Annotated in this window: 25 protein-coding genes, 1 tRNA gene and 1 pseudogene; 11 read left to right on the top strand and 16 right to left on the bottom strand. The window is 69.9% G+C overall.

The window, feature by feature from the left end:
• The first annotated feature begins 123 nt into the window (after positions 1-123).
• Positions 124-552: a DUF2391 family protein gene (locus HZS55_RS06715; protein ID WP_179910937.1), complete on the top strand. Its 429-nt coding sequence runs from the start codon at positions 124-126 to the stop codon at positions 550-552.
• Positions 553-575: 23 nt separating this feature from the next.
• On the opposite strand, the gene HZS55_RS06710 is transcribed toward HZS55_RS06715, so the two are convergent.
• Complete coding sequence (locus HZS55_RS06710) at positions 576-1,274, bottom strand: type 1 glutamine amidotransferase domain-containing protein (RefSeq protein ID WP_179910936.1); 699 nt, start codon at positions 1,272-1,274, stop codon at positions 576-578.
• 107 nt (positions 1,275-1,381) lie between these two features.
• Positions 1,382-1,579 (bottom strand): hypothetical protein, encoded by a 198-nt coding sequence (locus tag HZS55_RS06705; protein WP_179910935.1) that lies wholly within the window; start codon positions 1,577-1,579, stop codon positions 1,382-1,384.
• A 129-nt stretch (positions 1,580-1,708) separates the two neighbouring features.
• On the opposite strand from HZS55_RS06705, the gene HZS55_RS06700 reads away from it, so the two are divergent.
• Entirely contained in the window at positions 1,709-3,007 is a 1,299-nt protein-coding gene (locus HZS55_RS06700) for an outer membrane protein assembly factor BamB family protein (protein WP_179910934.1), read from the top strand.
• A 40-nt stretch (positions 3,008-3,047) separates the two neighbouring features.
• Here the strand turns inward: HZS55_RS06700 and HZS55_RS06695 are convergent, their stop codons facing one another.
• Complete coding sequence (locus HZS55_RS06695) at positions 3,048-4,364, bottom strand: hypothetical protein (RefSeq protein ID WP_246308372.1); 1,317 nt, start codon at positions 4,362-4,364, stop codon at positions 3,048-3,050.
• A 99-nt stretch (positions 4,365-4,463) separates the two neighbouring features.
• A complete protein-coding gene (locus tag HZS55_RS06690; RefSeq protein ID WP_179910933.1) occupies positions 4,464-4,940 on the bottom strand; it encodes an NUDIX domain-containing protein in 477 nt (158 codons plus the stop codon).
• A 100-nt stretch (positions 4,941-5,040) separates the two neighbouring features.
• On the opposite strand from HZS55_RS06690, the gene HZS55_RS06685 reads away from it, so the two are divergent.
• From HZS55_RS06685 to tgtA, 3 genes are read left to right on the top strand one after another with little or no spacing between them, the layout of a single operon-like run.
• Positions 5,041-5,592, top strand: a complete 552-nt coding sequence (locus HZS55_RS06685; protein ID WP_179910932.1) for an NUDIX hydrolase — start codon at positions 5,041-5,043, stop codon at positions 5,590-5,592.
• A 43-nt stretch (positions 5,593-5,635) separates the two neighbouring features.
• Positions 5,636-5,923, top strand: a complete 288-nt coding sequence (locus tag HZS55_RS06680) for a hypothetical protein (protein WP_179910931.1) — start codon at positions 5,636-5,638, stop codon at positions 5,921-5,923.
• 25 nt (positions 5,924-5,948) lie between these two features.
• Entirely contained in the window at positions 5,949-7,424 is a 1,476-nt protein-coding gene (gene tgtA, locus HZS55_RS06675) for a tRNA guanosine(15) transglycosylase TgtA (RefSeq protein WP_179910930.1), read from the top strand.
• Between the two features lie 77 nt (positions 7,425-7,501).
• Here the strand turns inward: tgtA and HZS55_RS06670 are convergent, their stop codons facing one another.
• Together HZS55_RS06670 and HZS55_RS06665 are read right to left on the bottom strand one after the other, a co-directional pair.
• Positions 7,502-7,696, bottom strand: coding sequence for a hypothetical protein (locus HZS55_RS06670; RefSeq protein WP_179910929.1), 195 nt, complete (start codon positions 7,694-7,696; stop codon positions 7,502-7,504).
• A 180-nt stretch (positions 7,697-7,876) separates the two neighbouring features.
• A complete protein-coding gene (locus HZS55_RS06665) occupies positions 7,877-8,512 on the bottom strand; it encodes an IS6 family transposase (RefSeq protein WP_179909309.1) in 636 nt (211 codons plus the stop codon).
• A gap of 189 nt (positions 8,513-8,701) precedes the next feature.
• Here HZS55_RS06665 and HZS55_RS06660 point away from each other — a divergent pair, with 189 nt between their 5' ends.
• Positions 8,702-10,951 (top strand): beta-glucosidase, encoded by a 2,250-nt coding sequence (locus HZS55_RS06660; RefSeq protein ID WP_179910928.1) that lies wholly within the window; start codon positions 8,702-8,704, stop codon positions 10,949-10,951.
• A gap of 6 nt (positions 10,952-10,957) precedes the next feature.
• Here the strand turns inward: HZS55_RS06660 and HZS55_RS06655 are convergent, their stop codons facing one another.
• The 4 genes from HZS55_RS06655 to HZS55_RS06640 form a co-directional block, all read right to left on the bottom strand.
• Positions 10,958-11,539, bottom strand: a complete 582-nt coding sequence (locus HZS55_RS06655) for a cysteine hydrolase family protein (RefSeq protein ID WP_179910927.1) — start codon at positions 11,537-11,539, stop codon at positions 10,958-10,960.
• Positions 11,540-11,541: 2 nt separating this feature from the next.
• The gene (locus HZS55_RS06650) at positions 11,542-12,378 is read right to left on the bottom strand and encodes a YqcI/YcgG family protein (protein WP_179910926.1); all 837 of its coding nucleotides are present in this window, start codon (positions 12,376-12,378) and stop codon (positions 11,542-11,544) included.
• A 55-nt stretch (positions 12,379-12,433) separates the two neighbouring features.
• Entirely contained in the window at positions 12,434-12,664 is a 231-nt protein-coding gene (locus HZS55_RS06645) for an MOSC domain-containing protein (RefSeq protein ID WP_179910925.1), read from the bottom strand.
• A gap of 75 nt (positions 12,665-12,739) precedes the next feature.
• Positions 12,740-14,257: an FAD-dependent oxidoreductase gene (locus HZS55_RS06640; protein WP_179910924.1), complete on the bottom strand. Its 1,518-nt coding sequence runs from the start codon at positions 14,255-14,257 to the stop codon at positions 12,740-12,742.
• A 265-nt stretch (positions 14,258-14,522) separates the two neighbouring features.
• On the opposite strand from HZS55_RS06640, the gene HZS55_RS06635 reads away from it, so the two are divergent.
• Together HZS55_RS06635 and HZS55_RS06630 are read left to right on the top strand one after the other, a co-directional pair.
• Entirely contained in the window at positions 14,523-14,732 is a 210-nt protein-coding gene (locus HZS55_RS06635) for a hypothetical protein (protein ID WP_179910923.1), read from the top strand.
• Positions 14,733-14,736: 4 nt separating this feature from the next.
• Entirely contained in the window at positions 14,737-16,293 is a 1,557-nt protein-coding gene (locus HZS55_RS06630; RefSeq protein ID WP_179910922.1) for a polysaccharide deacetylase family protein, read from the top strand.
• A 244-nt stretch (positions 16,294-16,537) separates the two neighbouring features.
• On the opposite strand, the gene HZS55_RS06625 is transcribed toward HZS55_RS06630, so the two are convergent.
• The 3 genes from HZS55_RS06625 to gnd all read right to left on the bottom strand — a co-directional run bounded on the left by HZS55_RS06625 (position 16,538) and on the right by gnd (position 18,301).
• Positions 16,538-16,610 (bottom strand) — tRNA-Arg (locus HZS55_RS06625).
• A gap of 73 nt (positions 16,611-16,683) precedes the next feature.
• Positions 16,684-17,265 (bottom strand): 2Fe-2S iron-sulfur cluster-binding protein, encoded by a 582-nt coding sequence (locus HZS55_RS06620; RefSeq protein ID WP_179910921.1) that lies wholly within the window; start codon positions 17,263-17,265, stop codon positions 16,684-16,686.
• Positions 17,266-17,386: 121 nt separating this feature from the next.
• On the bottom strand, positions 17,387-18,301 hold the full coding sequence (gene gnd, locus HZS55_RS06615) for a phosphogluconate dehydrogenase (NAD(+)-dependent, decarboxylating) (protein WP_179910920.1): 915 nt from the start codon (positions 18,299-18,301) through the stop codon (positions 17,387-17,389).
• A 337-nt stretch (positions 18,302-18,638) separates the two neighbouring features.
• Between gnd and HZS55_RS06610 the strand changes: the two genes are divergently transcribed.
• Positions 18,639-19,010, top strand: a complete 372-nt coding sequence (locus tag HZS55_RS06610) for a MarR family transcriptional regulator (protein WP_179910919.1) — start codon at positions 18,639-18,641, stop codon at positions 19,008-19,010.
• Positions 19,007-19,321, top strand: a pseudogene (locus HZS55_RS06605) (type II toxin-antitoxin system PemK/MazF family toxin); the annotation flags it as partial. The gene HZS55_RS06610 and the pseudogene HZS55_RS06605, both read left to right, overlap by 4 nt.
• Positions 19,322-19,421: 100 nt before the next feature.
• Here the strand turns inward: HZS55_RS06605 and HZS55_RS06600 are convergent.
• The 3 genes from HZS55_RS06600 to HZS55_RS06590 form a co-directional block, all read right to left on the bottom strand.
• Positions 19,422-20,357, bottom strand: a complete 936-nt coding sequence (locus HZS55_RS06600; RefSeq protein WP_179910918.1) for an ABC transporter ATP-binding protein — start codon at positions 20,355-20,357, stop codon at positions 19,422-19,424.
• Entirely contained in the window at positions 20,354-21,517 is a 1,164-nt protein-coding gene (locus HZS55_RS06595) for a FecCD family ABC transporter permease (protein ID WP_179910917.1), read from the bottom strand. Before HZS55_RS06595 ends, HZS55_RS06600 begins: the two co-directional genes overlap by 4 nt.
• A 110-nt stretch (positions 21,518-21,627) precedes the next feature.
• Positions 21,628-22,851 carry an ABC transporter substrate-binding protein gene (locus tag HZS55_RS06590; RefSeq protein WP_179910916.1) on the bottom strand — a complete coding sequence of 408 codons (1,224 nt, stop codon included), beginning with the start codon at positions 22,849-22,851 and terminating at the stop codon, positions 21,628-21,630.
• A gap of 120 nt (positions 22,852-22,971) precedes the next feature.
• On the opposite strand from HZS55_RS06590, the gene HZS55_RS06585 reads away from it, so the two are divergent.
• The gene (locus tag HZS55_RS06585; protein ID WP_179910915.1) at positions 22,972-24,066 is read left to right on the top strand and encodes an aminopeptidase; all 1,095 of its coding nucleotides are present in this window, start codon (positions 22,972-22,974) and stop codon (positions 24,064-24,066) included.
• Positions 24,067-24,100 lie beyond the last annotated feature (34 nt).

Here is a 24,100-nt window from a genome sequence, read left to right as displayed (position 1 = left end):
GCGGTGGGCGCCCGCGAGGAAAACGGTTCTGTGTCGAGCGCGGCGCGACGGTCGGCGAGCCGTCCGCCGCCGCCGGCCACCGGGTCCGCCAGCGTTTTGCCCGCCCCCGAAATAGGGAGTGGCATGGCTCGGGCGCCCCGGTACAAACTCGCCGACACCGCACAGCAGGTCGTCGGCGGGTTCCTCCTCGCCGGGCCGTTCGTCGTCACCGAGGAGGTGTGGACGCTCGCCGACCGGATGACCTGGTCCCACACCGCCGTTACGGTCGCCATCGTCTTCGCCATCGGCTACGGCGCCCTCTACGAGGCCGACGACGACCGCGACCCCGACCGCGAGGCCGAAGTCGCCGGGGTCCCGCTGCGCTTTCTCTCGCTCATGCTCGTCTCCTTCGGCTCGGTCGCCGTCCTCGCGCTGACGCTGACCGCGCCGACCACGTTCCTCACCGACCCGGGTCTCACGACCGCCGAGCGCGCCGCGGTCACCGCCCGCGCCGTCAGCGTCGGCGCCATCTTCAGCGTCGTCGGGGCCGCGACGGCGGACTCCGTCTTCTGACGCCGTCCGACTTCGGTACCGCCTCAGTCGCCGGCTTCGGCGGCGACGCCGAGTTCGTCCAGCAGGACCTGGGCGGCGGCCGCCGAGGATTCCGGCCCGCGGCCGGTCACGAGGTCGCCGTCGACGGTGACGCTCGTCTCGGTGTCGAGTTCGGCGTCCCACTCGCCGCCGGCGGCTCTCACCTCGTCCTCGACCCAGTAGGGGAGTTTCCGGCCGTCGGGCATCCGGTCGTCGTCGTCGACGATGCCGGCCTCCCAGTCGTTCGGGAAGCCCGTCACGTCGCGGCCGTCGACGAGGAACGCGCCGTCGTCGGTGCGGGTGAACGCCAGGAGCCCGAGGGCGTGACAGACGACGAGCGCCGTCCCCTCCTCGCCCGCGACGGCGTCCCGGAGGAGCGCGCGAGCGTGGCGGTCCTGGTTGATGTCCCACTCGGTGCCGTGGCCGCCCGGGAAGACGACGGCGTCGTAGCCGTCGGCCGAGACGCGGGCGACCGGGTCGGGGTCGTTCAGTTCGGCGTGGTTCTCGTGGACCTCGCGCACGCGCTCGGCGGTCTCCGCGCCGACCTCGTCGGGGTCGACCGAGCGCTCGTCGACCTCGGGCGGGTCGCCCGACGGCGTCGCGACCGTCACGTCGACGCCCGCCGACTCCAGCGTCGTGAGCGGTTCGACGCACTCCTCTCCCCAGTAGCCTTCCTCGCTGACGACGAACAGTGCTGATGTCATGGCACGCGCGCTACGGCCGCGAGACGGGTAACCGATCCGGCGGCCGAACGGCTTGCCGGCTCCGCGGAGCGGTCGCGGTCGTCCCCGCCCGCCGGTCCCGCCAGCGCTCACTCCCGGAGGACCGCGACGTACGTCACGACTGCGAGGAACACCGTCGCCAGCGCGACGTTCTCCCAGGTGTACTCGCCGATCCCGGCCAAGTCCAGGGCGTAGACGGCGCCGACGCTGAACAGCGAGGAGAGGAGCAAGTCGAGGGCGAGCAACACGCGGATGTCCCCCGAGGGCGTCCCGTCGTCGGTCGCCATGTCCACGAGCGCGGCCGCCGAGCCCTTAGCTGTGGGGGAGAGCGGAACCGGCGACGGAAGGTGGACCTGGTGGGGGCGACCCGCCGGCGCCCCGCAACAGTGAAACCACCCGACGACGACTACCGGGCCATGGACGAGCGCCACTCACGACGGGCGTTTCTCGGGACGGTCGGCGCCGCCGCCGGGGGCGTCGCGACCGGCCTCGCGGGCTGCGTGGCGGCGCCCGGCGGCTCGGAGACCGACAGCAGGATCGAGACCGACGGCGAACCGCTCAGCGAGGCCGCGGCGGCGCAGTTCCGCGGCGGCCTCCAGCGACGCGGCGTCTACCCCGACGCGACGGTCCCGACGGATCCGGCGGTCGACTGGACCGTCCGAGAGGTCAACACCGGCGATCACACGGCGGCCAAGGCCAGCCCCGTCGAAGTCCCGGGCGGGGACGTCGTCGTCCCCGGCGACAACGGCGAGATCCGGCGGGTGACGCCCGCCGGCGAGGAGGTCTGGCGGTCGTCGGTCGACCGGACCGGGCGGGGGATCCACGGGACGCCCGCGGTCGCCAACGGCGCCGTCTACGTCGGCGCCTACGACGGCGCGCTGTACGCCTTCGACCTCGAATCGGGCGAGCGCTACTGGCGGGCGAAACTCGGCGACGCCATCGGGTCGAGCCCGGGGTATCACGACGGCACCGTCTACATCGCCGTCGAGTACCACGACCCCAGCGGCGCGATGTTCGCCGTCGACGCCGTCACCGGCGACGTGGTCTGGGAGGACCAGCGGGTCACCGACCACCCCCACTCGACGGCCGCGGTCGACCGCCGGGCCGGTCGGCTCGTCGTCGGCTCGAACGACGGTTACCTCTACGCCTGGAGCTACCCCGACCTGGAGTACCTGTGGAAGTTCCCGACCGGACGGCCGATCAAGGGCCCGGTCGCCACCGCGGGCGGGAGCGCCGTCTTCGGGTCGTGGGACGGTTCGGTCTACCGGGTCGCGCTGGACGACGGCACCGAGGAGTGGTCGTTCCGGACGGGCGGGCTGGTGATGTCCGGCCCCTCGATCGAGGCCGGGACGGGGACGGTGTACGTCGGCAGCCATGACTCGAACCTCTACGCGCTGGCGTTCGAGGACGGGGGCAAGCGGTGGTCGTTCGACACCGGCGGCCGGATAACCGGCTGTCCGACCGTCACGAGCGAACACGTGCTCGTCGGCTCGTACGACGACACCTGCTACGCGGTCGAGAAGGCCACCGGCGAGGAGGTGTGGGCCGTCGAAGGCGTCGGCAACGTCACGTGCGCGCCGCTTGTCACCGACGACGCCGTCTACTTCACCGAGCGCGCCTCCCCGGTGTACCTCGACGCGAAGAAGGCCGACGACCGGGACCCCGACCCCGAGGAGTCGGGCGCGCTCTACCGGGTGGTCGACGCCGGCGAGTGAACCCCGACGGTGGCCGGCGCTGTGGGCGTGGCCGGCGACCTCAGGGCCGGCGGCGAAACAGCGCGAGGTGGCGCAACAGCGTGCGGTCTTCGAGGCCGCCGGCGAGCGCGCCCGAGAGGACGCCGACGGTGGCGATGAACCCGGCGGTGCGAACGATGTCGACGGCCGTCACGACGGGGTCTTCGAGGCTCGGCCAGTTGGTCATCAGGTTCGGCGGGAAGACGACGTAGGCGATGACGAGCATGATCCCGGCGACCAGGGCGAACAGCCCGACCGTCCCGGCGATTAGGATCCCCAGGATCGCGACGTTGAGCAGCGCGACGTGTTCGGTGACGACGCCGCGGCGCTCGCGCGGGACGTTGAGGTTCAGCGAGAAGACGAGGTACACCGCCGCGGCGAGGACGCTGACGACCGCGAACAGCGCCGCCGTCCCGTTTCCGAGGTTCAGCCCCACGTCCCACGTCTCGGCGCTGAACACGAGGATGAGCGTCGGCGCCACCGCCGCCGTCGACAGTTTCGGCAGGAACAGCGGCAACAGCGGCGCCCGACTCGTCGCCAGCGCCCGGAGCATCTTCCGGGGGTTCCTGAGCGCGCTCGTCACGTGGAAGGCGACCAGCCCCGGGACGCTCCGCGACTCGACCGCCTCCTCCGGGACCCGCGCCGCCGTCCGCGCCAGGTCGCCCGCCGCGCGGTCGCCGAACGACGGGACCGAGCGCCGCTCCGGGTCGAACTCGCAGGGCGCCATCACCCCGCCGTCGGGGTCGTGAGCGGCGCCGAGCAGGTGGCCGACCTGGTGGAGCAGGACCGCCGCGCCGTTGTATCTGACCGCGGGCGCGTCGAGCGGTCTGCTGGGGCGGTCGCGGCCGGACACCCGGAGCCGGTGAGTCGAGACGACCGCGACGCGGCTCAGCGGCGAGGCCAGCCCCGCCACCCGACTGCGGTCCCGCGCCAGCAGCGGCGCGTCCGTGACGACGACGACCAGGTCGTAGGGCCCCTCGACCATCCGCAGCGCCGCCTCGTCGAGGAACTCCGAGGGCCGGCGCGGGTCGCCGTCGGCCAGCGGCTCCGGTTCCTCGTCGTAGAACCGCCAGGTCACGCCCGTCGCCGCCGCGAGCTCGTCGGCGGCGTCGGCGGCCAGTCGCCCGGCGAACGCGACCAGCCGGTCGGGGTCGACCCGCGAGGCCGTCGCCGCGAGCAGTCCCACGTCGACGGTCGGCCCGTCCCCCTCCCCGCTGACGACCGCCGGACCGCTCGCCTCCCCGGCGGCCGGTTCCCCGGCGGACCCCGCTGTCGTCCCGGCCGGGCCGCTCGCCTCCCCGGCGGTCGCCTCGCTCCCCGGCGCGGACGGGTCCTCCATGCGACCCGTTCGAGTCCCGGCGGGAAAAGCCCGGGCTCGGCATCTCCGGATCCGATCGGGGCTCGCTCCGTCCCGGATGTCCCCTCGGGCGGCCGACCCTCAGTCGTCCGCCCCCTCCCGCAGTCCCATGTCGACGAGGTACTCGCGGACGTACTCGTGGAGGCCGTCCTCGTCGCCGGCCACGAACCGGTAGTCGTCGTGCTGGTCGTCGAGTTCGATCGCGGCGTCGGGGTCGACCCGCGAGGCGCGGAAGACGATATTGACCGTGTGCCGGGAGTCGACGCCGTCGATCCGCGAACGGTCCCAGAAGTGGCCGTACACGCCCACTCGCTCCTCGACCGTCACCTCGACCCCCAGCTCCTCGCGGGCGACCCGGCGGGCGGCGTCTGCCAGCTGCTCGCCCTTGTAGAGGCGGCCGCCCGGCCAGAACCACTCGCCTTTCGCCGGCTCGTTCGTCCGGTGGGCGAGCAGGACGCCCTCCTCCCCCTCCAGTACGACCTCGACGCAGACCTGCGGCACGCGGTTCAACACGGTGGCGAACTCCTCGGCGGGGATGAACTCGTCGCGAACGTCCATACCTCTGCGTCGGACTGGGCGGCTTTCGTGGTTTCGGACGCCGGCACCGGCCCCGCTCACCAGCCGACACGGCTAACTCGTTCGCGCCGCCCCCTCCACCATGACCGACGAGCTGGCCTGGGAGACCGTCGACAGCCGCACGTCCTACACCTGCGAGGGGTTCGACATCCTCACCGACACCGTCCGGTTCCCGTCGGGCGAGGAAGCCGAGTTCGACTACCTCTCGGAGGGCGAGAGCGTCGTCGTCCTCCCCTTTACCCCCGACGACGAGGTGGTCGCCATCGAGCAGTGGCGCCAGCCGGTCGGGCGCGTGAACCGCGCGCTCCCCGCCGGAAGCATGGAGGACGAGGACACCGACCCCGAGGCCTGCGTCGCCCGCGAACTCGAAGAGGAGACGGGCTACCTGCCCGGCGAGGTCGAACACCTCACGACCATCGAGCCGGCGAACGGCTTCTCCGACGCCGTCTTCCACTACTTCGTCGCCCGAGACTGCGAACCGTCCGGCGAGCGGGACCTCGATTACAACGAGGACATCCGCGTCGACACGACGACCTTCGACGCGCTCGTGGATGCCGCTCGGGAGGACGAGTTACGCGACGGGCGGTCGATGCTCGGGGTGCTGTACTTCGAGGTGTTCGGGGACGAGCAGTAGCTGGGGAATATTGACAGTACCACGGCGACTATCGTTGCGTACGATGCCGAGAGTGGAGATCAACGCAGTGCTCGCTTCACGACTGGAGGACCTACAGGATTCAGTCGAAGACGAGATGGGTACGTCTGTCACAGCGGAGGCGATCCTGTACGAACTCGTCGCTTCGGCACAGGAGTCGCCTGAGGAACTCGTCGAGTCGCTCGAAGCGGGCACAGTCCCGCTCTCGGAGGAAGAACGCGAGCGGATGAACGAAGGAATGTTCGCCTCGGGTGTCGAGACCGACGAAGAAGATATCGACGACATCCTCTACGGCGAGGAACACAACCCTTAGGCCCGCCCGCGGGAAAGCGCGGGCAATGACCGACGTCTTCGAGGTCGACCGCTACGACGCCGCCGGGCGACTGGGCGAACTGGAGGTGCCCCGCGCCGGCGTCACGGTCGAGACGCCCGCGCTCCTCCCCGTCATCAACCCCCACCTCCAGACCGTCACGCCCGCCCAGCTCGAATCGGAGTTCGGCGCGGAGATCCTCATCACAAACTCCTACGTCCTCTACGGCAGCGAGGACCTGCGCGAGCCCGTGGAGGAGCAGGGACTCCACGACATGCTCGACTTCTCCGGCGCCGTCGTCACCGACTCCGGCTCCTTCCAGCTCGCCGAGTACGGCGAGATCGACGTGACTACCGAGGAGATCCTCGCCTTCCAGCACGACATCGGCTCGGACATCGGCACGCCGGTCGACGTCCCCACGCCGCCCGACGTGTCCCGCGAACAGGCCGAAGACGAGCTGGCGACCACACAGGAGCGGCTCGGGGTCGCCGCCGAGGTCGACACCGGCGACATGCTCGTCAACGCGCCCGTCCAGGGGTCGACCTACACCGACCTCCGCGAGGCGGCAGGCGCCCACGCCGCCCGGTCGGGGCTGGACGTGTTCCCCGTCGGCGCCGTCGTCCCGATGATGAACGAGTACCGCTACGCCGACCTGGCGGACGTGGTCGCCGCCGCCAAGCGCGGGCTGCCCGAGAGCGCGCCCGTCCACCTGTTCGGCGCCGGCCACCCCATGATGTTCGCGCTCGCCGTCGCGCTGGGCTGCGATCTGTTCGACTCGGCCGCCTACGCGATCTACGCCCGCGACGACCGCTACATGACCGTTCGGACCACGGAACACCTCGAAGACCTGGAGTACTTCCCGTGTTCCTGCCCGGTCTGTACGGCCCACACCCCCGCGGAGGTCAGGGGCCTGGACGACGACGAGCGCGAGCGCCTGCTCGCCGAGCACAACCTCCACGTCTCCTACGGCGAACTCCGGACGATCAAGCAGGCGATCCGCCGCGGGAGCCTCATGGAACTCGTCGAGGCCCGCGCGCGGAGCCACCCGGCGATGCTCGACGGCTACCGCGCCCTGCTCGACCACGCCGCCCAGCTCGAACGGACCGACCCCGTCTCCAAGGACACCTTCTTCCACCTCTCGGGCGAGAGCGCCCGCCGACCCGAAGTGCTGCGCCACCACCAGCGGCTCGATCGACTGGAACCGCGCGGCGACTCGGTCCTGCTGACCGAGGGCAACGGCCACGACGACTTCGACGAGTGCTGGAACGTCCTCGCGCCGTTCGGCCCGTTCCCGCGGGAACTCGCCGACGGCTACCCGCTCACCGCCGAGACGCCCGAACGCCTCGAATCGCCGGCCTACGAGGCCGCCGCCGCGGGCGTCGCCCGCCTCGTGGCGGGTCACCCCGACACCGCGTTCACGCTCGGTCACGACGACTGGCCCGCGAGCGCGCTCGCCGGGGTTCCCGAGCGCGTCGAGTTGTGGAACCTGAACGACGGCGAGTAGGTACTCGTCTCCGTTCGGCGCGCGCTATCGGTTTCGGTCGCCGTCGCTCACCGTCGTCGCTCCGATAGGTCACATCCTCACCCCTCTTTCTCGACGCGGTACCACTCGCCCCGCCAGGAGATGGGGTACTCGACGATCCCCTTGATGGCGGCGAGGCTGTAGAAGGGGAGGACGAACGGGACGAGCAACCAGCCCAGGCCGACCGAGTCGACGACGCCGACGCGGCGGTCGAACAGTCGGGCGCCCAGACAGATCCCCCAGAGCGCACCCACGGTGACGCCGAGGACGGCCGCCGCGCCGGTCGCGCCGACGACGACGGCCTGGGGGGACAGCGTCGGACGAAGGCCGGTCGGCGTCGAAGACTCCCGGCGACGGGCGACCGGATGCCGTTACTGTTCCGACAGGTACGCCTCCCCGTCCGGTAAGTGTTGCCCCGGGTCTGCGCATCGTGTTCAGATAAGCTGATTCCATGCGAAGCTGAACGATCTGAGCCAATCGTCGGCTGTTTCTGCTTCGGCATTGCTAAAACAGTTTGAGAAACATACAGTTCGTCGTTTTACTTCTCTAAAGACACGTTCAACAGCGTTCCGATTTCCATGTTTTTCGTATCTGAAATCGAAGCCATGTCGGTGACACGCAGCTTCTAACGATTTGGAGCCATCGATGAGAAACACGGCGTCGTCAACATCGTGTTTCTCGCTGAGTTCGGCGAGAAATGAATGGGCGAGAACCTTCGTTGTAGTTGGTCTTAGCTTTGTATGCAGCAGTTTGTTCGTTTCCGGATCGACAGCAGCGTACAGCCAATACTGCTCGTCGTTGAGTCGGATCACGGTCTCGTCAACCGCGACGTGATCCGGTGAGTGTCCACCTTCGGGCTGTAAATCAGCCTTGTGAACCCAATTATGAATAGTTGAGCGAGCACGTTTGACACCGAATACCTCAAGAATAGAAACAGTATTCGAAAGTGAGAGTCCAGCCAGATGCAACTGAATACTCAGCTTCATCAACAGTCGTGGTGTCGCTTCTCGCTCCACAAAATCTAAGTCGAATTGGTCGAGATTACCGCCGAGGCTAGCGTTTTCGGGCATGAATCACTCAGAAAACGCTACGCCTCACCCTTCAAACCTTATCTGAACACCGCGGGTCTGCGACAGGTGGGGATCCGGGTGCGAGTCTGGCGGTGGGCCCGCTCGAATCGAACCGAACGCCGGACGCGAACACCGACACCGCGCGCTCGTCGCAACGGATATCCGGACGCCGCCCGTCACGACCGACAGATGACCGACGCCCGAATCGACGCCCTCGTGTCGGATCTGACGCTCGACGAGAAGCTGCGACTGGTTCGCGGCCGGGCCGACCCCGAAGGGCGCGCGACGGGGTATCTCCCCGGCGTCGAGCGGCTCGACGTCCCGCCGCTTCGGCTCGTCGACGGGCCGCTCGGGGTGCGCGACCGCGAGGCGACGGCGTTCCCGGCGACCGTCGCGCTCGGGGCGGCCTGGGACCCCGACCTGGCTCGCCGCCTGGGTCGAGCCCTCGCCGACGAGACCCGCACTCGGGGACACGACGTGCTGCTCGCGCCCGGTCTCAATCTCGTTCGCGTCCCCACCGGCGGCCGCAACTTCGAGTACCTGAGCGAGGACCCCGAACTCACGAGCGCCCTCGGCGCGGCGTACGTCGACGGCGTCGAAACGGGAGGCGTCGGGGCGACGGCCAAACACTTCGTCGCGAACAACCAGGAACACCGGCGCGACACGGTCGACGCCGTCGTCTCCGAGCGGGCGCTGCGGGAGATCTACCTGCCCGGGTTCCGCGCCGCGGTCGACGCGGGCGCCTCGGCGGTGATGGCCGCGTACAACCGCGTCAACGGCCACTACATGAGCGAACACCGCGACCTGCTGGAGGGAGTGCTCCGCGACGAGTGGGACTTCGACGGCGCGGTGATGAGCGACTGGTGGGGCACCCACGACGCCGTCGCGGCCGCCGAGGGCGGGCTGGACCTGGAGATGCCCGGCGCCTCCGTCGTCGAACTGTTCGCGCCCCGCAGCCGTGCCCTGCGCGCGATGCTCCGGCTCCGCCCCTCCGACCGGCTGGGTATCGACCCGCCGCTGGTCTCGCGGCTCGTCGACCGCTTCGCCGACGACGGCCAGCCGGACCCCTACCCGTTCGACTTCTTCGGCGAGCCGCTGAAGCGAGCCGTCGCCGACGGGCTCGTCGCCGAGGCGACGATCGACCGGAAAGTCCGGCGCGTCCTCGGGCTGTACGACCGGTTCGGGATGCTCGATGGGGGTCGGTCGCCCGGGGCAGAAGGGGTGGGCGGGGCGCGCGGACCGGGTGACTCCCCATCGAGCGTCGACTGGGACGACCACCACGACCTCGCCCGAGAGGTCGCCCGCCGCGGGACCGTCCTGCTGGCCGACGACGGCGTCCTCCCGCTGGACGGGGACGAATCACTCGCCGTGGTCGGACCCAACGCCGACGAGGCGAAGGTCGGCGGCGGCGGGAGCTCGGAGGTGACTCCCACCCGCACCGTCAGTCCCGTCGAGGGCCTGCGGTCGAGGGCTCCCCGCGTCGCCTTCGAGCGCGGCGTCAAGCCGGTCGCGAACCCGTCGATGTTCGACGTGCCGGGGTCGGGGCTCCGTCGGCGACTGCGAACGGGACCCGACTTCGAGGCGGCGGTCGAGGCGGCGGCCGCCGCCGACGTCGCGGTCGTCGTCGTCCAGGACGGCGCGACCGAGGGCGAGGACCGCGACTCGATGGCGCTGCCAGGGAACCAGGACCGGCTCGTCCGCGCCGTCGCCGAGGCGAACCCGCGGACGGTCGTGCTCTGTCGGTCCAGCGGCCCCGTCGAGATGCCGTGGGCCGACGACGTGGCCGCCGTCGTGCAGACGTGGTACCCCGGCCAGGCCGACGGCGCGGCGCTGGCGGACGTGCTCTACGGCGCCGACCCCGGCGGTCGCCTCCCGATGACGGTCGGCCGACGGTTCGACGACTACCCGGTCGCCGGCGACGAGCGCCGGTATCCCGGCGTCGACGAGCACGTCCACTACGACGAGGGCGTCTTCGTCGGCTACCGCGGGTTCGACCGCGACGGCGTCGCCCCCCGCTTCCCGTTCGGTCACGGCCTGAGCTACGCCGACTTCGGATACGACGACCTGGCCGTCGAGCGCGTGCGGACCGGCGGCGCGGTCGACGACCTCGATGCTCCCGGCCTCGACGCTCCCGGCCTCGACGCGACCGTTACCGTCGAGAACCGCGCCGACCGCCCGGGCCGGGAGGTCGTCCAGGCGTACGTCGAACCACCCGCGGCGCCGGCGGGGGTCGCCCGCCCGCGACGCGAACTCGCGGGCTTCGAATCCATCGCGCTTGACGGCGGCGAGCGGCGGACCGTCTCGCTTTCGGTCCCGCGGCGGGCGCTCGCCCGCTACGACCGCCGTGACGGCTGGACGGTCGACGCCGGCGAGTATGGCGTCGTCGTCGGCCGTTCCTCGCGCGAGGAACGGGTGCGAGCGACCGTCGACCTGTCCTGAGAAGCGTCACCGACCCGTTTCGAGCGCGGCGAGGAGGTCGTCGACCGACCTGATCGACGCGAACTCCCCGTCGAGGTGGGCCAGTGCCGTCCGGTGGACGAGGTCGGCGTCGAAGGGCTCACCGTCGAGCGAGCGGTCGAACGTCGCCGTCGCGTCGCGGGCGACGGTCACGTCGAACCCGCGGTTCTCGGCCGTCCGCGCCGTCGTCGAGACGCAGTGGTCGGTCGTCAGGCCGCAGACGACGACGGCCTCGTGACCCCCGTCGCGGAGCCACCCCTCCAGGTCGGTGTCGACGAACGCGCCGTTGACCCGCTTGACGAACTCGGGTTCGCCCTCCTGCGGTTCGAAGCCGTCTTTGAACGCGAACCCGGGTCGGTCGCCGCGCAGCGGCGAGTCGTCCTCCGTCGAGTCGTGACGGACGTGCGCGACCGGTGGGTCCGCCGCTCGCCAGGCGTCCAGCAGGCGGCGCGCCGCGTCCTCGGCCCCCGGGTTGTTGCGCTCGCCCCAGCCAGGTTCGTCGAACCCGCGCTGAAAGTCGACGAGGACGAGGACCGGCGGCGCGGCGTCCGGAGAGGGGGCGTCGGGCATCGTCAGTCGTCGCCCGCGGCCCCCCGACCGCGCCCGGGGCCGGCGTCGAGCAGGGCGTCCGACTTCGGATGCTCGCGCGTGACTGTGATCGGACACGCCTCGGGCATCGCCGACTCCTCTTCCGAGAGCATGTACTGGACCCACTCGCGGTCGCCGTCGACGCCCCAGTCGCCCAGGTCGGCGTGGGGGCAGACGCCGTCGTACTCTTCGAGGCGACCCTGGATGACCTCGCGGGCGTGCTGGCCCGCGTCGGTGTCGGCCGTCACGTCGAGATCCTCGAACAGCGCACGGGGCTGGAAGGTGATCTCAAGGCCCACGGGGCAGTATCGGCTCTTGCGGTCGTCGTAGAAGGGCGCCCGACAGGTCGGAAACATCGGCTCGCCGCCGAAGGAGAACTCCCAGTAGGGGTCGTCGGGCTCGGTCGGGATGTCGGCCGGCCACGGCTCGGGGTCGTGGACGTGCAGGAACTGGAGGACGTGCCACAGGCGCCGGTGATACTCGGCCTCCGACAGCGGCTCTGCCGGCGGCCGGAAGAAGGTGACGAGCGACGCGCGGTCGCTGTGGGCCTCGTAGCTGTCGATGTAGTCGAGGAGCGTCCGCCCCAGATCCAGCAGCGCGTCCTTGTCGGTCATCGATGGGACGGCGGTGTACAGCGGGTCGCCGTTGGCGACCGACTCGGCGCCGAAGAAGCAGGGGAACGGCGTATCGTTGCGCTCGCCGAGCAGCCCCTCGCGAAAGGTCCGCCAGTGGTCGGCGACCCAGTCGGGGGCCTCGCCAGCTTCGACCCGCGCCGCGACGGTTGCCTGATCGACCAGATTCCCGACCACTCGATCCGTCATCGATCGGTATCTGACACCGTATCCTGTTTAATCCGTCGTTGGCGGTCGCCGACGCTCACGATCGTCCGATCGGGCACCCCACTCGGGTCGGGCCGCTCTCGGCGATCCGACAGCGCAGCCCGCCGCGTCCGGCCAGCGCCTCGGTCGCGCCCGGTTCGTCCAGGCGGTCGGCCAGGGCCGCACAGGGCTCGCAGGGCCCCGTCCCGACGCAGACGACCTCCCCGACCCGGAATCGCTCGCCGCCGCTCGTCGGGACGACGTGGATCCGCTCGACGATCCCGTCCATGCGTCACCGTTGGCGGCGGTCGAGATAAGACTGTGCGGTCGGACCGCCATCGATTCCGGACGGGGTTCCACCCGCTCAGTGCTGACCGAGCGCGCCGTGGTAGAACTCGCGGTGGTCGTAGTGGTCGGCCACGTCGTCGCGGATCGACCCGTAGTTGCGGTCGACCGCTCGGCGCGTCTCGTCGTCGATCTCGAAGTCGTGGGTCTCGTAGAACTCGGAGGTGGCGCCCATGTTGTGTATCAGCGCGTAGAAGTCGAGCGGCTGGAAGAAGAGCGGCTCGTCGACGTCGCTGTGGCCCATCGTCGGGTCGACGTGGGCGTCGAAACCGTTCCGGTCGAAATCCTCGAGGAGTACGTCGACGCGCGGGCTGAGTTCCAGGTCCCGGACCGACTCCCAGAACTGGGTGTCGCCGTCGGCGAAGGCGTAGTGGACGCTGACGAAGTCGTAGACCGACTCCCAGGTCCGCTCGACCCAGGCGTTGTAGCGCTCGCGGACCGCGTCGGTCGCCACGCCGCCGTGGCCCGACAGCAGGGTCGCGAGCGTCACCGACGCCTTCGCGTTGGCGGTCAGCCCCGTCGACTGCAGCGGCTCGACGAACCCCGCGGCGTTGCCGACCGCGACGCAGTTCTCGATCCACGCCCGCTCGTGATACCCCGACGAGAACTCGTAGTTCACCACGTCCTCGGCGTCGATCCCCTCGCAGTGGTCGAGGAACTCCTCGCGGGCCTCGCGCTCGGAGAGGTACTCGGAGGCGTAGACGTAGCCGCGGTCGCGGCTGTCGTAGGTGTCGATCTGCCAGAACCAGCCGGCCTCGCCCGTGTCGATGACCGTCGCCGGCACCACCTCGGACAGGTCGATCCCCGACCGGGCGTTCAGCGCCGCGTCCAGCGGGAGGTCGAACTCGCGGAACGTCGCGTCCTGTTCGCTCCTGAGCGCGCGCGAGAAGCCCGAGGCGTCGACGTACAGGTCCGCCTCGTAGGCGCCGTCTCGACCGCGCAGCCGCCGGATCCGGTCGCCGTCGGTGTCGACGGTGACGATCTCGTCGTCGACCAGCGAGATACCGCGGTCGAGACACAGTTCGCGCAGGAAGGCGTTGAACCGCTCGGTGTCGAGGTGGTAGGCGACGTTCTCGTACTTGCGGGCGCCGCCCTCGCGGGGCTCGAAGTACCACGGCGATTTCCCCTGCGCGACCAGCTGCTCGCATTTGGACAGGTGGTCGTCGCTGTCGGCGAGCTCCGCGTAGTAGAAGTAGTACGCCTCACCGGTGTCGCGCTCCTCGGGGTTCGGGAACTTCCGGCGCTGGTCGAAGGGGTAGTGGAACGGCTCGCAGCCACACCAGTCCCGGAAGTACACCGACGCCTTCCAGACCGGCTTGACCGCCTCGACGAAACGCTGTTCGTCGATCCCCAGCGAGTCGTGGAGGATCTGCTGGATCGCCAGAAACGTGCTCTTGCCGACCTTCGGGATCGGGCGGTCGAAGTCGTCGACGACCGACACGTCCAGCCCGGGGTTCGTCCGCGCCAGCGCCAGCGCCGCCAGCAGTCCCGAGTCCCCGCCCCCGACGACGGTCACATCCTCGATGCGCTCGCCCATTTCCGATACTCTGGGAGAGTCGCGCTTATCAATCTATTTCAGCGCGGGTAACACGTCCGTTCGAGCGTCTCCGGCCGGTCCGGACGCGCCGGTCGACACCGGACGCGGCTGGCGGCACCGCCGATGCTGCGGTTATGCGGCGCCTACACCGAGGAATACGACTGATAACTAATTGCCCCCCAGGGGATCGCCCCGGTGGGTGAACACCTTGCAACTATCGCGACGCGACTTGGTCAGGGCGGCGATCGGGGCCCCCCTGGGAGCGGTGGCATCACGCGCCGGCGGACGGCGACCGAACGGACGCGAGCGGCGACCGGCGACGGCCGGGTACGGCGCCGTTCCGGCCAGCGGGCCGGACGGCGGGGGCGGACCCGGGACGCGAGCGGACGGCGACACGTCCGGCGCGGCCGGGAGCGAGCGGACGGACGGTCGACCCGGCTACGGCGCCGCGACCTACGGGAGTCCGGGGGAGTGATCCGATGGTCGAACGCACGCCCAACCACGACCTCCACCAGTACGAGCCGGGCGAGACGGACTGGACGCACTCGCCGGACATGGGGACGATAGAGGAGCGCCTGGTCGTCAGGGACGAGGAGGCGAACCTCGGGACGTACACGCCCCACGAGGCCGCCACGTTCGTCGCGACGGACACCGGTGCGGTGTACGACGGCGACGGCGACTCCTGGACCGCGGCGACGCGGGAAGCCGACCAGGTCAACGCCAGCCAGGTCCGCTCCACCCAGGGGTACGTCCACGGCTGCTCGCTCGACGAACGCGCGGCCGGACGCATCTCGAGTCCGGCACCGCCGAGCAGGCCGATGGCGATGCCCGAACACATCGCCACGTACCCGACCCGCGAGACGCCGGTCGTCATGATACACAGCGAGGGGAGCCACATCGCCGAGTACGAGGAGCTGTATCCGCGGATGAGAGAGCGGGGCCTCCCCTGGATGATGGGCGCGACGCCGGCCCGGCTCGAGAAGGACGACGCGGAGCAGCTCATCGACACCGAGCAGCTCGAGGAGATGCTGTTGCACGGCTGCGAGGTCGGCCTCTACACCGGCAGCGGCATGGTCGACGATGGCGGCCGGCTGACCGAGCCGGGCAACGAGAGCGACGGCGTCGAGTCCATGGAGGACCTGCTGCGGATCGTCCACGAACAGAAGCGCGACCTCGAAGCGAAGGGGTTCCCGGTGACGCACCTCCAGCCGAGACAGGGGCGCGGCCTGAACATGGGCGAACTCGACGAGCCGCAGTTCTACGCCGTCCGGTCGCTGTTCGCCGCCTCCGGTCACGGCTGGGCGACCAACGGCGCGGACTACGCCGCGACCGCGACGACGGCCAAACACGGCCAGAGCTCGGCCATGATCGAGCGGCCCGACCAGAACACGGCCGACGAGGCCAAAGAGATGATCGACCGCCTCATCGAGCGGCCGAAGGGTCGCCTGCGCCTCTTTTTCCACAGCCACAAGGTCGAGGACTGGCCGCGCGTCGAGGAGATCTTCGACTACCTGGTCGCCAAACGGGACGCGGGCGACCTGCACGTCGCCTCCTCGACCGGCGGGCTGCTCATTCCGTGGTCACTCCCGGAGGGCGACATCGTCCAGGAGTCCTCCCCCAAGTTCGACAAGTTCGCGGACAGCTTCTGGCTCCCGATGGGGAACGCGCCCCTCGTCGACAACGCCCGGGCCAAGCCCTACTGGACGATCGGGTCGTCGACCGGCGAGGAGGTGTTCGGCGGGTTGCGGACCCGGGACATCCAGCTGAACCCCCAGTTCACGACGATGATGGTCCAGTTCGACGCGCGCGTTCGGGACAACGTCAGGGACGTGAACGTCCGCGTCGACTCCTTCGAGGACTTCCCGCGCGCCGAGACGAGTTTCGCCGTCGGTCCGAACTGGGAGACGGTGTACTGCCCGGTGGGCGTCCCCCGCTGTGACACGGGGCGAGCGGATGTCCAGACCAAGTGGGAGCTCGACATCTGGACGACCGCAGACGAGATGAACCTCAAAAACGTGCGTATCTACCCCTGTTGAGTTCGTTCTGTGGCGGGGGCTGTGCGTTCGGACCGCCGTCGGTCCGTCTCTCGGGAGACTGCGGAGACGAAACTCCGCGTCGGACGAGTTCGGAGGAGCGAGCCCGCGGGGGTCGCGCGAGCGCAGCGAGTGCGACCTCGCGAGGGAACGAACGGAGTGAGTGGACTCGCGGGGACTGAGCGAACGCGAAGCGTTCGCGAGGGTCAGCGGGCTCGGCGACCGAAGAGCGAAGCGACGACGGAGACGAGCCCGCGGGGATTTGAACCCCGGGCAACTTGGTCCGGAACCAAGCACTCTGTCCACTGAGCTACGGGCCCACGTAATCGGGTAGCGCGTTACCACTCTTAACGGTTGTGAGACGCGGCGAGAAGCGGCGAATCCGAGCCGACATCAGGGCTGTTCGCCCGTCTCGATGGTGAAGTCGTCGGTCGGGTAGGCGACGCAGGTCAGGCAGTAGCCGTCGTCGAGGTCGTCGTCGAACAGCGCCTCGTTGTGCTCGTGCTGGACGTAATCGAGCGCGGGGCCGTCCTGGATCTGACCGGCGCAGGAGACGCACTGGCCCTGTCGGCAGGCGTAGGGGAGGTCCCACCCCTCCTCCTCGCCCATGTCGAGGATGTTCTCGTTGTTGGCGATCTCGATGGTCTCGCCCTCCTTGGCGAACTCGATCTCGTAGTACTCGACCTCGTCGTCGGCGATGGCCTCGGGGTCGAAGCCCTCGTCTTCCTCCTCGTCCTCGCCCTCGGCGAGTTCGGCGCCGCCCTCGCCCGACGGGATGGCGCCCGCGGCGCCGCCGCCGATCGAGCGGTTCATGGGTTCGGGGAACTCCGTGTCCGGCACCGCCGCGGCGCGCTGTTCGAGGACCTCCTGGGAGATGTCCGCCGGGGGCTCCCAGCCGGTCCCCCGCGCGTAGTGGACCGCGACGACGACGAGTGTCAACGCCGCCCCGATCGCGACACTCACTGTAGTGTCCATATTCGGGCTTCGGAGTGCCCGTATAACTAACTGACGCTTCAACGGCGGACAGCGGCCCGACGCGCCCCCCGAACGTGTTCTCGCGGCGATTCGACGGCGGCTACTCCCCGGCGGGTCCGGCCTACTCCTCGCGCCGCGGCACCTCGTGGCGCCCGAACCCGTAGCGCAGGCGGTTGGCCAGCCGCCGGGAGAACCGACCGGGGCCCTCGCCGCCCGACGAGCGGGAGTCGAAGCGCTCGGCGAGCGCCTGGTAGATCAGGGGAACGGGGACCTCCTGTTCGAGCGCCTCTTGCACCGTCCACGTCCCGGTGGATCCGCCCTCAACGCGGTCGGCGACGGTGCCGAGGTGGTTGCCCTCCTCGGCGAACGCCTCCTCGCAGAGTTCGAGCAGCCACGAGCGGATGACGGCGCCGTTGTTCCACGTGCGCGCGACCGATTCGAGGTCGAGGTCGTAGCGGCCGTTGGCCAGCAGTTCGAACCCCTCGCCGTAGGTCTGCATGAGCGCGTATTCGACGCCGTTGTGGACCATCTTCACGTAGTGGCCCGAGCCCGCCGGCCCCATGCGGTCGTGGCCCTCGGGGCCGGTCGCGACGGCGTCGAAGACGGGGACGAGTTCCTCGTAGGCCCACTCGGGGCCGCCGACCATCAGCGAGAAGCCCAGTTCGGCGCCGGCCGGTCCCCCGGAGGTGCCACAGTCGAGATACGCGGCGTCGGTCGATTCGGCGCGGCGCACGGAGTCCTCGAAGTAGGAGTTGCCGCCGTCGACGACCACGTCGTCGGAATCGAGGTGCGGTTCCAGATCGTCGAGCGCGGCGTCGACGGCGTCGCCGGCGGGGACCATCAGCCAGATCCGCTTGTCGCCGCCGAGTCGCTCGGCGAGGTCGACCACCGAGTCGGCCGGCGTCGCGCCCGCGTCGGCGGCCGTCGCGACGGCCTGTTCGTCGAGGTCGAAGGCCACTACGTCGTGGCCCGCCTCTCTCACGCGGTCGACGACGATCTGTCCCATCCGGCCGAGTCCGACGACGCCCAGTTGCATGTGTGGGCGCTCTCGGAGCGGGGAGGTAGGGGTTGCGATTCGACGCCGCCCGGAGAGCGGTCGCCCGCGGTCGCCGCCGGTTCGCAGCCCCGCCGGGACCGACCACCGGAGATTCGATATATCGCCATGCCGTTGACAGCGTCAGACGCCCGCGCGCTCCCGATCGCACAGAACTGCGCGAGAAACAAACCGTTCGGTCGACCGTACCGACCGAAACAGGGTCGGAGATGTCCATCGGAGGGGCCACCGAACGTCGCTCCGATCTCGCTATTTACGCCGGCTACGATACTTTCATCGCTAACACTCTTGTCGGTGGGTGTACAACGTGCCGATACGGATGTCCATCGACAGGGACCGATTCCGGGACGCGAGCGAAGGGGAACTGCGGGAGCTGTCCGTCACGGAGCGGGTACTCGGCTTTCTCGTCGCGCGGGACGACCGGGCGTTCGAGGCGGCGGAGATCGCGTCCCGGGTCGACCTCGACGAGAGCGCCGTCAGCACGGCGCTCACGCGACTGAAGCAGCGCGGGCTCGTCGAACACAAGGCCACGTACTGGGCGGTGACCGAGGACGAGGAACGGCTGGCGGCGGCGAGCGGCTACGAGCGAGCGACGGCGCTGTTCAACGAACGACTCGCCGAGGAGGACCGCGAGGAGTGGCGCGACCGCGCACCGGACGAACCCCACCCCAGCGTCGCGGACGAACGGTGAGCGACGATGGACCCGAACCGGTCTTCGAACGGAGGAATGTCGTCTACGGGGCGGACCCGTTCAAGGGCGAGGAAGCGGCGCGTCCGTGGCTCGTGATCTCGAATCACGAGGGACGACCCTTCCACGGCGAGCAGTACATCGCACTCACGCTCACGACGAACTCCTGGATGGACGGACTGGTCGAGATACCGGACGGCGCCTGGGTCCGCGGCGGGACCCCCGTAGAGAGCCGGATCGTCCCCTGGAGCGTGCAGTCGATCGATCGCGCGGACACCGACTTCTGGCAGGGACGACTCGACTCCTCCGTCGTGTGCTCGACCGCCAGACGCGACCGAGCGCTCGGGGACAGGAGACCACACGGAACTCCGGGAGAAACAGCCGACGAGCGCCGACAGGAGCGGAACCTCGGAGTCAGTCGCGGCGGTCGTCGCCAGCGTCGTCGTGGAGCGGGCGCAGCGGCGTGATCTGCGGGCCGAGGTCGGTGGGGGTCACGTCGGCTTCGATCTCGAACACGTCGGCGAGCAGGGTCTCGGTGACGACCTCACCGGGGTCGCCCCGGCTCTGGACGGCGCCGTCTTTCAGCGCGACGACGCGGTCGGCCAGCCGGGCGGCCTGCTGGAGGTCGTGGAGGACGACGACGACGGTCTTGTCGCTGTCCTCGCGCAGCGTCTCGACGATCTCCATGACTTCCAGCTGGTGGTGCATGTCGAGGAACGTCGTCGGCTCGTCGAGCAGGAGCACGTCCGTCTCCTGGGCGAGCACCATGGCGATCCAGACGAGCTGTTTCTGACCGCCGGAGAGGCTGCCCACGTCGCGGTCGCGGAGGTGGTCGACGCCGGCCAGGTCGATGGCGCGGTCGATCGCGGCGCGGTCCTCGTCGGTGAGGCCGTCGAAGAAGCCCCGATGGGGGTAGCGGCCGTGTTCGACGAGTTTCTCGACGGTGATGCTGTCGGGCGCGACGTTCTCCTGAGAGAGCAGTCCGAGCCGTCGGGCGAGGTCCTTGGCGTCCATGTCGGCGACCTCGCGACCGTCGATGCGGACGGCGCCGCTCTCGGGGGCGAGCTGGTCGGCCATCGCCTTCAGGAGGGTGCTCTTGCCGCTGCCGTTGGGGCCGACGAGGGCGGTGACCTCGCCGGAGGCGGCGACGAGGGACTCGCCGTCGACGACGGGCTCCTCGCCGGTGGGGTAGCCGACGACCAGGTCATCGGCTTCGAAGGGGGTGGCGCCGTCGCCGCCGGTACCGATGGCGGGCGCCGAGAGCCCCGACTGCGGGTCGGGCGTCTCGTCGCAGTCGGTGTGTTCGTCGCGGCGGTTCGGTCCGGTCGGGGTTGTGTCGCTCTGGCTCATATTTCTCCGAGTTGCTCCTGCTTGCGCATCAGGTAGAGGAAGTACGGACCGCCCACGAGGCCGGTGACGATGCCGACGGGGAGCTGGCCGGTCCCGCCCGCGAGGACGGGGATGGCGAGGCGCGCGCCCACGTCGGCGGCGACGAGCAGCGCGGGGCCGGCGAAGACGCAGCCGACGACGAGCCGGCGGTAGTCGCTGCCGACGATGTTGCGGACCACGTGTGGCACGATCAGGCCGACGAAGCCGACGATGCCGGCGACGGCGATGGACGCCGCCGCGGCGAGCACGCCGAGCGTCGAGAGGGCGAACCGCATCCGCTCGACGTTCATGCCGAGCGAGGAGGCGGTGCGCTCGCCCAGCAGCAGGACGTTGAGCTGGCGGGCGCCGACGAGCGAGAGGCCGATAGCGAGTATCGACCAGGGCAGCGCGGTCCGGACCTGCTCCCAGTCGACGCCGGTCAGCGAGCCGGTGGTCCAGGCGATGGCCGACTGGACCACGCCGATGTCGTCGGCGAAGAAGAAGAGTCCGGTCTGGAGGCTCTGGAAGACGGTACCGACGATGACGCCCGCCAGCACCAGCCGCACCGGCGAGGTGCCGCCCTTCCAGGCGATGGCGTAGACGATCAGGAACGCGGCCATCCCGCCGGCGGCGGCGATGACGGGCAGCGCCGCCGCCAGCACCGGAAAGACCACCAGCGTCAGGAGGATCAGCAGGCCCGCGCCCGAGGAGACGCCGAGCACGAACGGGCTGGCGAGCTCGTTCCGGGTGACGGCCTGGAAGATGGCGCCCGAGACGGCGAGGTTCGCGCCGACGAGCCCGGCGACGAACACCCGCGGCAGGCGGATCGTCCAGACGATGAGCGTCGGCGTCGCGAGGTCGGGGAGCTCGCCGCCGAAGCCCGTGACCGTCCGCATCAGCCCCTCGCCGAGCAGGAAGTTGAGGACCCAGCGGTGGTCGAGCAGGACCGCCGGGTCGAAGACGGCGCTCCAGGCCTGGACGACCGACATCGAGTACGACCCGAAGCTCACCTGCACGAGCCCCGCGGCCGCGGTCAGCGCGAGACTGCCCAGACACAGCCCCAGCAGCGAGCGGTCTATCCACCCGAGGCGGGCGCTGTCGGTCGCCTCCGACCCGCCTTCCGACGCGACGTCGTCTACCATTCGATCGCTTTAGGTATACCTAAACAGCGGCTTAGTGGTTGCGGTTCGGTGCGCGGCTGAGAGCGGTGGGTCGCGGCGAACGGTCTCCCGGGTCGAGCCGTCCGTCACGGTCAGAGGTTCCCGTCGACGATGTCGCCGACGCGCTGGCGGTCGAACAGTTCGTCGTCGGCGTCGTAGAGCGCCGTCGCGAGCCGTTCGGTGACGACGAGGTTCGAGATCGGCCCCTGGTAGAGGGCGCCGGCGCGGTAGACGTCGCCGTTCTGTACGGCCGTGAGCGCGCTCGCGGTGTCGTGACTCTCGAAGAACGTGAGTACGGTGTCCTCGAACTCCGACCGGGACTTGGCTTCCTGCCCGCGGAGCAGGATGACCTCGGGGTCGACCTCCAGGAGCGTCTCGAAGTCGATGGCGCCCCGGCTGCTGTAGAAGTCCTTGACGTCGGAGTCGGCGAGCGCGTCTCTCACCTTGAGGTCGTTGAGGTGTTTGAAGCTCGTCCCCTCGTCGAAGGTGTACGGGTAGAACGACTCCGGTTGCTCGCCGCCGCCCCAGACGACCGCGGCCGACGGGCGTTCGCTCCGGGCCGCCGGCACGACCGGCGCGAGCGCGGCCTGGAAGTCGTCGTGAACGGCCTCGAAGGCCTCGTAGCGGTCGGTCCGCTTGAACACCTGCGCGAGCTTCTCGAAGCCCTCCATCAGGGTGTAGTACCGGTAGTCGGAGTGCCAGGAGTAGTTCCGCGAGAAGATGCTGTTGCCGAAGAAGGGCGCGACCTCCTCGGTGATCTCGTCGACGTCGGACTGCTCCCACTTCCCGCGGTTGAGGAGGAAGTTCGGGTCGGCGACGTGTACGTCGGCGTCGATCTCGTAGAACTGCTCCTTGCCGACGCCGCTGTCGCCCCACAGCTGCTTGATATCGCTCTTGTCGACGCTGACGCCCGGAATCTCGTCGTAGTACTGCGTGTGATAGCGGCCCGTGAGCCAGACGCCCTCCGGCGCGTCGAGACCCAGCGCGATGCCCATGTCCGCCCAGGAGCCGTTGTTCGCGATCCACGTCTCGGGGACCGACTCGAACTCGACGCTCCCCATCGGTTCGATCGACACCGAGTACGGCGTCTCGACGCTCGACTGGGTGCCTGCCGGCGTCTCGGTCGCCGTCCCGGGATCGGCCGGCGTGGCGGTCGGTGTGGCGGTGGGCTCGTCGGTCCCGCCGGCGTCACCCGGCGTGTCGGTCGAGTCGCCGTCGCTGGCACAGCCCGACAGGGCGCTCCCGCCGAGGACGGCCGCCGCGGTAGTCAGATAGGCTCTGCGCGTCGCATCGGAGTCGGAGTCGAAGTCGGTCACACGTTTAGGTCGCCCTAATCCAATAAAGCCGTTTCGAACTTTAGGTCACCCTAAAGTCTATGACAGGAGCGCTATCGCCAAGAGCGGGACGGTTTAGTCCGCGGCGGCCGACGGAGCGGTATGGACGAACGCGTACGCGAACACGCCGAGACGCTGGTCGACTGGAGCGCGCGGATCGAGGCGGGCGACGACGTGGTCGTGTCGGTCGACGAGGGCGCCCACGACCTGGCGGTGGCCGTCGCGCGGGCGCTGGGCGAGCGCGGTGCGAACGTGACGACCGTCTACGCCTCCGAGGAACTCCAGCGGGCCTACCTCCGCGCCCACGACGGCGAGTTCGACGAGGACCCAGGACACGAGTTATCGCTGTACGAAAACGCCGACAGCGTGCTCTCGCTGGGCGGTGGACGCAACACCGCGGGGATGGCCGACGTGCCCGGCGAGCGCACCCAGCGCTACGGCCGCGCACGGCAGGGGATCAGGGAGGCTCGCCTCGATACCGACTGGGTCTCGACCGTCCATCCCACCCGGTCGCTCGCCCAGCAGGCCGGCATGGCCTACGCGGAGTACGAGGAGTTCGTCTACGAGGCCACCCTCCGGGACTGGGAGTCGCTGGCCGAGGAGATGGACCGGTTGAAGGGGATACTGGACGACGGCGAGGAGGTCCGCATCGTCAACGAGGGCACCGACCTGACCCTCTTCATCGACGGCCGCACCGCCGTCAACTCCGCGGCGAGCGTCGCCTACGACTCCCACAACCTCCCTTCGGGCGAGGTGTTCACCGCGCCCTACGACACCGCCGGCGTCGTCACCTTCGACGTGCCGATGACGATCCGCGGTCGCGACGTGCGCGACGTGAAGCTCACGTTCAAGGACGGCGTCGTCGTCGACTGGGAGGCCGCCCAGGGCGAAGACGTGATCGACGAGATCATCCAGACCGACGGCGGCTCGCGCCAGCTGGGCGAACTCGGGATCGGGATGAACCGCGGCATCGACCGCCCGACCGGGCGGATCCTCTTCGACGAGAAGATGGCCGGCACCGTCCACCTCGCCCTGGGTCGCGCCTACGACGCCAACCTCCCGGAGGGCGAATCGGGCACCGACTCCGCCGTCCACGTCGACCTCATCACCGACATGACCGGCGACTCCCGGCTGGAGGTCGACGGCGAGGTGATCCAGCGCAACGGCGTGTTCCGGTGGGAGGAAAGCGAGGACTGAGCGGAGCGAAGTCCTCGGATACCGAACGGCGACC

It is taken from the genome of Halosimplex rubrum, assembly GCF_013415885.1.
Lineage (GTDB): Archaea > Halobacteriota > Halobacteria > Halobacteriales > Haloarculaceae > Halosimplex > Halosimplex rubrum.
This window is presented reverse-complemented; position numbering and strand designations above follow the sequence as displayed.